The organism is Synechococcus sp. EJ6-Ellesmere (genome assembly GCF_024345875.1).
GTDB classification, from domain to species: domain Bacteria; phylum Cyanobacteriota; class Cyanobacteriia; order PCC-6307; family Cyanobiaceae; genus Regnicoccus_A; species Regnicoccus_A antarcticus.
Window position 1 is genome coordinate 1 of record NZ_JAGQBY010000142.1, and the last position, 7,930, is coordinate 7,930.

At 66.4% G+C, this 7,930-nt stretch carries 9 protein-coding genes and 1 tRNA gene; 1 reads left to right on the plus strand and 9 read right to left on the minus strand.

Annotated features, from left to right (window positions below; translation table 11 throughout):
• Positions 1 to 86: 86 nt before the first annotated feature.
• The 7 genes from KBY78_RS13865 to KBY78_RS13895 all read right to left on the minus strand — a co-directional run bounded on the left by KBY78_RS13865 (position 87) and on the right by KBY78_RS13895 (position 4,770).
• Positions 87 to 160 (minus strand) — tRNA-Met (locus KBY78_RS13865).
• Between the two features lie 71 nt (positions 161 to 231).
• A complete protein-coding gene (locus tag KBY78_RS13870; RefSeq protein ID WP_255144072.1) occupies positions 232 to 1,284 on the minus strand; it encodes a M23 family metallopeptidase in 1,053 nt (350 codons plus the stop codon).
• Between the two features lie 183 nt (positions 1,285 to 1,467).
• Positions 1,468 to 1,953, minus strand: coding sequence for a tRNA (cytidine(34)-2'-O)-methyltransferase (locus KBY78_RS13875; RefSeq protein ID WP_255144073.1), 486 nt, complete (start codon positions 1,951 to 1,953; stop codon positions 1,468 to 1,470).
• Complete coding sequence (locus KBY78_RS13880; RefSeq protein WP_255144074.1) at positions 1,950 to 2,516, minus strand: bifunctional adenosylcobinamide kinase/adenosylcobinamide-phosphate guanylyltransferase; 567 nt, start codon at positions 2,514 to 2,516, stop codon at positions 1,950 to 1,952. Before KBY78_RS13880 ends, KBY78_RS13875 begins: the two co-directional genes overlap by 4 nt.
• On the minus strand, positions 2,503 to 3,645 hold the full coding sequence (gene pxcA, locus KBY78_RS13885; RefSeq protein WP_006171433.1) for a proton extrusion protein PcxA: 1,143 nt from the start codon (positions 3,643 to 3,645) through the stop codon (positions 2,503 to 2,505). The genes KBY78_RS13880 and pxcA overlap by 14 nt, the downstream gene beginning before the upstream one ends.
• Positions 3,646 to 3,651: 6 nt before the next feature.
• Entirely contained in the window at positions 3,652 to 4,353 is a 702-nt protein-coding gene (gene psb32 / locus KBY78_RS13890) for a photosystem II repair protein Psb32 (protein ID WP_255144075.1), read from the minus strand.
• A gap of 9 nt (positions 4,354 to 4,362) precedes the next feature.
• Complete coding sequence (locus tag KBY78_RS13895) at positions 4,363 to 4,770, minus strand: tellurite resistance TerB family protein (protein WP_255144076.1); 408 nt, start codon at positions 4,768 to 4,770, stop codon at positions 4,363 to 4,365.
• Between the two features lie 113 nt (positions 4,771 to 4,883).
• On the opposite strand from KBY78_RS13895, the gene KBY78_RS13900 reads away from it, so the two are divergent.
• The gene (locus KBY78_RS13900; RefSeq protein WP_255144077.1) at positions 4,884 to 5,567 is read left to right on the plus strand and encodes a cofactor assembly of complex C subunit B; all 684 of its coding nucleotides are present in this window, start codon (positions 4,884 to 4,886) and stop codon (positions 5,565 to 5,567) included.
• Here the strand turns inward: KBY78_RS13900 and lptC are convergent.
• Positions 5,479 to 6,615 carry an LPS export ABC transporter periplasmic protein LptC gene (gene lptC / locus KBY78_RS13905; RefSeq protein ID WP_255144078.1) on the minus strand — a complete coding sequence of 379 codons (1,137 nt, stop codon included), beginning with the start codon at positions 6,613 to 6,615 and terminating at the stop codon, positions 5,479 to 5,481. The genes KBY78_RS13900 and lptC overlap by 89 nt on opposite strands.
• On the minus strand, positions 6,612 to 7,930 hold a 1,319-nt coding region (locus KBY78_RS13910), incomplete at its 5' end, for a methionine--tRNA ligase (RefSeq protein WP_255144079.1). The genes KBY78_RS13910 and lptC, both read right to left, overlap by 4 nt.

Here is a 7,930-nt window from a genome sequence, read left to right on the forward strand (position 1 = left end):
ATGCCCTGCATCAGAGAGCGAATACCCGACCTTGGCAGGCCTGGGATTCGCTTGTGATTGGGGCGACTTCAATCAGACGCCAAAAATGGCTCGGGGGAGACTTGAACTCCCGACCTTGGGGTTATGAATCCCACGCTCTAACCAGCTGAGCTACCGAGCCGCGTTGTAAGGACTTTAAACGATCGACCTCCCTCTCCCGACAAGGGAAGAGGGAGGTGGCAAGGATGGAGATCAAGCTCTGCCGGGGAGGAATTGAAGCGGATTTGCGGCGCCACGTCCAGGGGGATGGATCTCGAAATGGAGATGGGGACCGGTGCTGCGGCCGGTGCTGCCCATTTCCGAGATCTTGGCGCCCTGGGACACCTGCTGACCCACCCGCACCAGCACACGACTGTTGTGGCCGTAGAGCGACTTGCTGCCGTCAGGGTGCTGGATCTCCACCAGGTAGCCGTAGCCGCCATCGTGCCAACCGGCGTAGGACACCTGACCACCCTGGGCCGCCACGATCGGCGTTCCTACATTGCTGGCGATGTCGATGCCCTTGTGCATCCGTCCCCAGCGCCAGCCGTAGCCCGAGCTGAAGACGCCGCGGGCCGGCCAGATCCAACCACTGCCGAGCTGGGAGGGTTCCGTGGGTTGCTCACCGGGACGGTTGAAGCCGGGAAGGTCTGGCCAGCTCAGGCCGCCGCTGCCCACGGGCTTGAGACCCAGCACCATGCGCGAACGGGACACACCCGCCCTGGAGACGCGGATCTGACTTCCTTCGACCAGACGGGCCGCCTCGAGACCAGGGTTGAGCCGCAGCAGATCCTGGATGCTGAGCCTGTAGCGCTGGGCGAGCTTCACCAGGTTGTCACCGAAGCGCACCACACCGGTGGACTCAAGCGGGGGTGGCTCGCTGAGAGGAGCCGAGCGCCGCAGCTCGCTGGTGTCGAGCGAGGCGAGCTGCTTGGCCGTCGAAGCCTTGGAGGAGGGCAGCACCACCCAGTCGCCACGGCTGAAGCCGTGATCTTCATTGACGTCGTTGAGCTTGGCCAGAGGGGTTTCCTGAACCCGCAACTGGCTGGCCAGCTCTTCAAGAGTGATGTCGTTGCGAATGCGCACCCAGAGCTTGTCGCGGAACGAGCTGGGCAGGGAGGCGAGCAGTTGGGGTTGGCCTGCTGGAGGCAGTGCCGCCGTCGCAGGATCGATCTCCAGGCGCTCGGGCATCGTTTCGAAACCGGGCCGGCGGGCGTCGGCAATGCCAGGGATGGCGCCGACAGCCACCAGGGAGAGAACCGGCATGGTTCCAAGCAGCGGCAGGATCAGTTGCGAAGGCTTCATGCAGAAATTCACCCGTCGGACAAGGCCCGGTGGAGAAGCCACCATCCCCGAGCCGCGCCGAGGGTAGCGGCATGAACCATCGGGCACAAGCCTCTGGGGTCAGCCACTGGATCGTCATGGACGATCCAGTAAGCGGCTGATCGCTCAGACACCTGTCTCCAACTGGCGCAGGGCCTCGAACAGCACCACGGCCACGGAGACCGAGAGATTCAGGCTGCGCACCCCGCCGCCATGGCGAACGGAGCCAGGCATGGGGATCGTCAGCCGCATGTCGGCCTGCTCGAGCAGCTTTGGCGGCAGACCGTCGCTCTCCCGGCCGAACAGCAGCCAGTCATCGCTGCGGAAACGGCAGTGCTGGTAGGGCTGATCGGCCTGGCTGCTCAACGCCAGCAGCCGCCCTCCCCGCCGCCGTTGCTCTGCGCTCAGGGCCTCGAACCCGGGATGGACGTGCAACGGCACCCAGGGCCAGTAGTCGAGCCCTGCCCGCTTGAGCTGGCGGTCGTCGAGGCTGAACCCCAGCGGTTCGATCAGATGGAGCTCCGCCCCGGTGGCGGCACAGGTGCGCGCCACATTGCCGGTGTTGGGCGGGATCTGGGGCTGGAACAGCACCACCCGGGGAAGGGCGCTCACAGGTCCGGCACCGGCTGGCTGAGGGCGTGCAGATCAAGAGCGCGGCCCTGGATCACCAGCCAGCTGGCCTGGGCCAGGGGCTGCAGCCGCTGCTGCAGCCCTCCCAGCCGATCCCGGAAACGGCCGCCGATCACGGTGGGAGGCACCACACCCCAGCCGGTCTCCTCCGTCACGATCACCTGGGGCGCGCAGCAGCTCAGCAGCGCCTCCAGAAGGCCCAGCTGCCGTCGCTCCCAGGCCTCAGTGTCGAGATCGAGATGGTGGGCCAGCCAGGTGCCGAGGGAATCGATCAGCAGCAGGTGATCCGCTGGGGCGCGCCCCAGGGCCGACTCCAGCTCCCCTTCCACCTCCCAGGTGATCCAGTGCCCGGGTCGCCGGCTCTGGTGCAGTTGGAGGCGCTGCTGCCAGGTCGGATCATCCGGAGCAAGGGCTCCGGTGGCGACATAGAGCACCGGACGGCCAGTGCCGACCACCAGATGTTCGGCCCAGCGGCTCTTGCCACTGCGGCTGGGGCCACTCACCAGGGTCAAACCAGCCCCGGCACGTTGTTCAACCACCCCCATTCATGTTGCGCAGGGTGGCCACCGAGGATGGAGAAACACGGTTGAGGTAGCGGAAGATCCAATACTTGAAGATAGTTGCCAAGATCACCGGAAATGTGGCGATGAACAAGAGAATAAAGTTCTCCCGTTGCGGCAGCCCCAGATGGTTGGCGACACCGTCGAGCAAAACAGTCCAACCCTCTGGACTATGAAATCCAACAAATATATCAGTAAATAGGATGATGGCGAAGGCCTTGGCACTGTCGCTCAGTCCATAGACAAGTTCATCAAGGAACCCTCGCAGGACACGGATTTCCTCCTGGCCGAAGACACAGACCAAAACGAAACCCACCATGGCAAACACATCAGAGATCACGTTCTTGATGGCACGGGTGCTCTGACTGTCCGCCTCCTGCTTGAGCTCTTCGGCCCGGAGCGCAAGCGCCTGGTGCAGCTCCTCATTGGTGGGCAGCACAGACCCCTTGAGCAGAGCGTCGAACTCGATCTCTGCCTTGTAAATGCGTAGTTTCTCCACGGCCGCCTCCTCCAGCTGTGGCTTGGTGTAACTCAGAAAAGGCACATGGGGCGCGAAGCGATCCACCAGGGGGGAGATCACGAACGAGCGGCTGGCCTGCTGCATCAACAGGGGAACCAGCACCAGCAACAGCAGGATGCGCAGAGAGACCAGCGTGGTGTCGCGCCGGCGCCTGAAGCCCGCCACCACGGTGGCCTCGGCTTCAGGATCCAACTGCTGGCGCACCCGCTCCACAGCGCCCATCAGGCTGCGGGGCAGAAGTTCCGGCGTGCGGCTGAGGCTGGCCGAGCCTGAGCGCGAGTTGTAGCGGGCTTCGACGGACTCGATCAGCTGCAGCTGACGCTGTTGCTGTGAATCCAGTTCATGGCGGCGGGGCTGGAGCTGCTCAAGGCTCTCGCGGCAGATCTGCAGTGCCGACTGGAACCGGCGCAGCATCTGGTTGCGCACCTGGCGGGGCACGCTCAGCTCCAGGTCGGTACGGACGGGACGATCGGCGAAGAACTCGATCTCGATGCTCTGGATCAGCAATGCAGCCTCATAGGCACGCTCGAGCTGATGAACAAGATCGCTGGAGCGCGCCTTGCCGAACGTACCCATCCAGTTGCGCAGGGCCATCGGTGATCAGCGGGAGAAAACCCACCAGGTCAGCATCGGCACGATGGTGCCCACCACCAGCAGCACGATCACCCACTGGAAGCCGTTGCTGTTGGCGGTCTCCTCACGGGTGGGGATGTTGGTCACCATGGGGGCGGCCGTCTCCTCCAGGGGCGGTCCCGGATCTTCTCCGCCCTGCAGCACCGTGCCCAGACGGTCGAGGGCATCGAGGGAGGCCTGGCGGTAGCGGGTTCCCAGCCGCAGGGGCACGGCCATGGTGCTGTCGGCGGTGTCGCGCAACAGAGAGGCCGGCAGTTGCTCCAGCAGCTCGGGACTGGCCACCACTGCAGCGGTGTTGGTCTGGGCGTCGATCAACACCAGCAGCGAAGCGCCTGAGCTGGGCTCAGCGGCCGACCAGGTCTCCAGCGCCTGCTGGCCCAGGGCATCGAGTTCCAGGCCGTAGTCGAGGCGGGGAACGGTGAGCAGCCTGGCCTGAACGTGATCGTTCTCCAGGTCGGCCAGGCGACGCTCCAGCTCCGCCGAGGTGGCGCGACTGAACAACCCGGCCGTATCGATCAGATGCTGCGAGACGGGCGCTGTGGGCAGGTCACGGATCCCCACAGCCCAGACGGCGGGTGCGGCAGCCAGCAGGGATATCACCAGGGCGGTGAGCACGACCAGCAATCGGTTCAGCAGACGCACGGGCAGCAGAAATGGATTGTTGCCCACAGTTTGCCCTCAGCTGGCCAGGCTGTCGCGGTTGAGAGCCTCAATCGCCGCGAGAATCTGTCCGGCCTTGCCTCCGGGCAAATCGAGCTGAACCGCCAGGCTCTGCAGGAACACCGTCTCGCTGGCCTGGACAACCCGGTCGCTGTGGACCAGCTGAGCCGCCACCGCCAGAGCCGTTTCGCGTTGCTCACAGCTCAGGACCGGAACTGCGGCACTGACCAGCGCCTCCAGTCCCCCTTGGCGCAGGTCAGCCAGCAAGGAATCGAACAGTTCACCCATGGCCAGATCGGAAAGGCCGGCGTAGGGACTGCGGTACTGCAGCAGCCCGCGCAGGGCCTTGGCCTCCACGAGGCCCAAGCTGCCGTCACAGGCGACCGCGGCCAGGGCGATAGCGGCAAAGGCCTGACTGGCATCCATGGGGCGGACAACAAAGGAGATCCCATTCCAGCAACGTGGCCTGGGAGTGGCCAGGCTGGCAGCTCGAATCCGTGTCAGCGTTCACGCTGAACCTCAGCCTTCCCGTGTCAACCATGCCCACCCCGGCCCGTTTCACCCTGGCGACAGGGTTACTCGGACTGGGGCTCTGCCTGCTCAATCAGCTCACCGCTGCGGAGCTGAGCCCGGCGTTGGAGCGCGCCGGTGTGCTCGCCAGCCTGATGGCGGTGGGCCTGATGCTGGTGGCCGTGCTCTGGACCCGGGCGGTGCCGCTTGCCCCCGAACGGGTGGAGCTGCAGGGGGAGCAGGGGCTGGAGCTGGATTCCCAGATTGCACAGGAGCTCGCGCTGGAGCTGGCCTGGGGGAGCCGCCTGCTGCTCACCGCCACCCCGGCCGCCAGCCTGCTGATCCACTGGGGGGGAAGGACCCTGCTGCGTCGGGGTCTGCTGGGGAGCTGTCCCTTCGAGCCTGGGGAGATCTGCCGTCGGGCCACCGGCAGCGGCCGGGCGGTCTCCCTGGTGAACCTGAAGCTCTACCCGGGCCGTGACGAGTTCCGCTGCCTGCCTGAGGGCACACCCGCCGTGCTGGTGCAACCCCTCGGCAGCGAGGGCTGGCTGCTGGCCGGCGGCTGGTCGCCGCGCTGTTTCAGCCGCAGCGATGAGCTCTGGATCGAGGGCTGGGCCGAGAAGCTCAGAACGTCACTGGAGCAGGCTCGCGTCGCTCCTTCGAAGGAGGAGGGACCTTCAGCTCCGAGTAGACCCGTCCCCCCGGTGTCGTGAACTCGGCCAGGCCCTTGTCTCCGACCTTGCCGGACAGCTGCTCGCTGCGGGTGATCTGCTGATTCTGATCCCGCTCCAGCTGAACGCCCCCGCGGGCTTCGATGGCCTGGTTGCCCCAGTTCCAGCGGCATTCCCTGGCCTGGAGCCGTTCGCCGGGCTGGCGCAGGCGGCAACCGCTGGGAATGATCGCCGTCTTCTCGCCCAGAAGCATCCGCAGGGAGTCGCCGGCCACGTGCAGCTGATCGACCACGCCGGTGAAGGGCAGGGCCGTGCTGAGCACCTGCTCCTTGGAGTTCCAGCGGGTGCGCTGGGCATCAAGCACCGCCTTACGGGAGGGATCGACGAAGCGGACTGGCGCCAGCAGATCCACCACCTCCTGGCGGGTGTTTCCTTCCAGCGCCGAACCGGTGACGGTCTGGACGGTGCCTTTCTCGCCCGCCGGGCGCCGCTCCCCCTTCACCGGACCTGCCGCCACCAGGGCACCGGTGTCGGCCAGCCAATCGGCCTGGGCCACACGCAGATCGAGCTCCGGCTGCAGCAGCCGGGTCTTGCCTCGCAACTCCAGCTTGTCCTTGTCGAGCAGGAAGCGGGCCGTGGTGGCGCTCAGGCGGCTCCGACGTTCCGTGAGCAGGGGCTTCCGGTCGATCTCCATCAGCTTCCGGCTTGGTGTCCAGCGCACCCGATCACCGCTGATCACCGAGCCCCTGGGACCGAGCACCAGGATGCGCACCTTGCCTTCCAGCTGGATCACCTCGCCGTCGTTGATCACCAGGCCGCTGGTGGCCTCCACCTTGTAGCGGGGCTTGCCGGCGGCGTAGATCACCCCGCGTGGTTCAGTGGCGCGGGCGACCCGGCGCTGCAGGTCGTAGCGGGCCTGCGGGCTGGTGAGCTCCCAGGCCGGACGACCCTTGCCATCCTGCTGGCGCAGGTTGAGCGAACGGAACACAAAGGGTTGGGGGTCCTTCGGCTTGGTGGCTTTGCGCTCGCAGCCCAGCAAGGCCACCAGGGGCAGCCCGAGGATCAGGGCTCGTGCCAGAAAGGCCCTCACAGCGGTCCATCCAGTTCCAGGCGGGCCATCACCGGCTCCGGCTCCGGCAGAGGGGTGCCCGCCGCCAGGGATCCCCAGGTCAGGCGCTCCTGCCAGGGGACCTGAGCGCCATCGGGGCCGCTCTGTCCCCCAGCCACGACACCACTGGGGGCCAGGGGCTGATTGAGCTGAAGCAGCATGCGGGCGGAGAGATCGGGAAGGATCGGGGCCAGAAGCAACGCCACCTGCCTGGCGGCCTCCAGCACCGCGTAGAGGTCGTCGGCCACCTGCTGCCGCTGACCCTCCTGCTTCATCCGGCTCCAGGGAGCCTGGTCGTTGAGGAAGCCATTGGCGCTGATGGCGAGCTGCAGGGCAGCGGCGGCGGCCTGGCGGAAATCCAGCCGCTCCATGCCTTCAATCACCTGCTCGCGGGCCAGCAGGGCCGCCTGTGCCAGTGGATGGCTGCTGCCCACGGCCTCACTGGGAGCGGGAACCGCCTGATCGAACCAGCGCCGGGCCATCGAGGAGGTGCGGTTGAGCAGGTTGCCGATCGTGTTGGCCAGGTCGTTGTTGACCAGGTCGCTGAAGCGTTGCTGCTGCACGTCGCCATCGTCGCCGAAAGGGATGTCGCGCAGCAGATACCAGCGCACGGCATCGGGGCCGCAGCGCTCCAGCAGCTCCCCGGGATCGAGCACGTTGCCCAGGGATTTGCCCATCTTCTGCCCCTCCCGGGTGAGAAAGCCATGGCCGAACACCCGCTCAGGCAGGTCGAGCCCTGCCGAGAGCAGCATCGCCGGCCAGTAGACCGCATGAAAGCGCAGGATGTCCTTGCCGATCACGTGGATGCTCGCCGGCCAGCCCCGCTGACTCAGCAGCGCCAGGTCGGGAGGATCGCCGGGCTCCAGCAGGGCCGTGAGGTAGCCGAGCAGGGCGTCGAACCACACATAGAAGGTGTGGCCGTCATGGCCGGGCACGGGGATGCCCCAGGGCAGATCCAGCCGGGAGATCGAGAAGTCGCGCAGCCCCTGGGCCACGAAGTTCTCCACCTCCCGGCGACGGCTGGCGGGAGCGATGAAGCCCGGTCGCTGGATCAGCTCCTCGATCGCCTGCTGGTAGCGGGAGAGCCGGAAGAAGAGATTGAGCTCATCGCGCCATTCCAGGGGCCGTTGGTGGGTGCTGCACTGGGGTGCGCGGGCCTCAGGAGGATCGTCCTTGAATTCCTCGCAGGCCACGCAATACCAGCCCCGCTGGCGACCTTCCACCACATCGCCAGCCGCTTCCACCCGCCGGTAGAACTGCTCCACCAGCAGGCGGTGGCGTGGCTCGCTGGTGCGGA

What these genes read in the sequence shown, in the direction of transcription:
- KBY78_RS13870 (WP_255144072.1), bottom strand. Translation starts at nt 1,284, where the DNA reads ATGCCGGTTCTCTCCCTGGTGGCTGTCGGCGCCATCCCTGGCATTGCC.
- KBY78_RS13880 (WP_255144074.1), bottom strand. Translation starts at nt 2,516, where the DNA reads ATGGGGGTGGTTGAACAACGTGCCGGGGCTGGTTTGACCCTGGTGAGT.
- pxcA (WP_006171433.1), bottom strand. Translation starts at nt 3,645, where the DNA reads ATGGCCCTGCGCAACTGGATGGGTACGTTCGGCAAGGCGCGCTCCAGC.
- KBY78_RS13895 (WP_255144076.1), bottom strand. Translation starts at nt 4,770, where the DNA reads ATGGATGCCAGTCAGGCCTTTGCCGCTATCGCCCTGGCCGCGGTCGCC.
- KBY78_RS13900 (WP_255144077.1), top strand. Translation starts at nt 4,884, where the DNA reads ATGCCCACCCCGGCCCGTTTCACCCTGGCGACAGGGTTACTCGGACTG.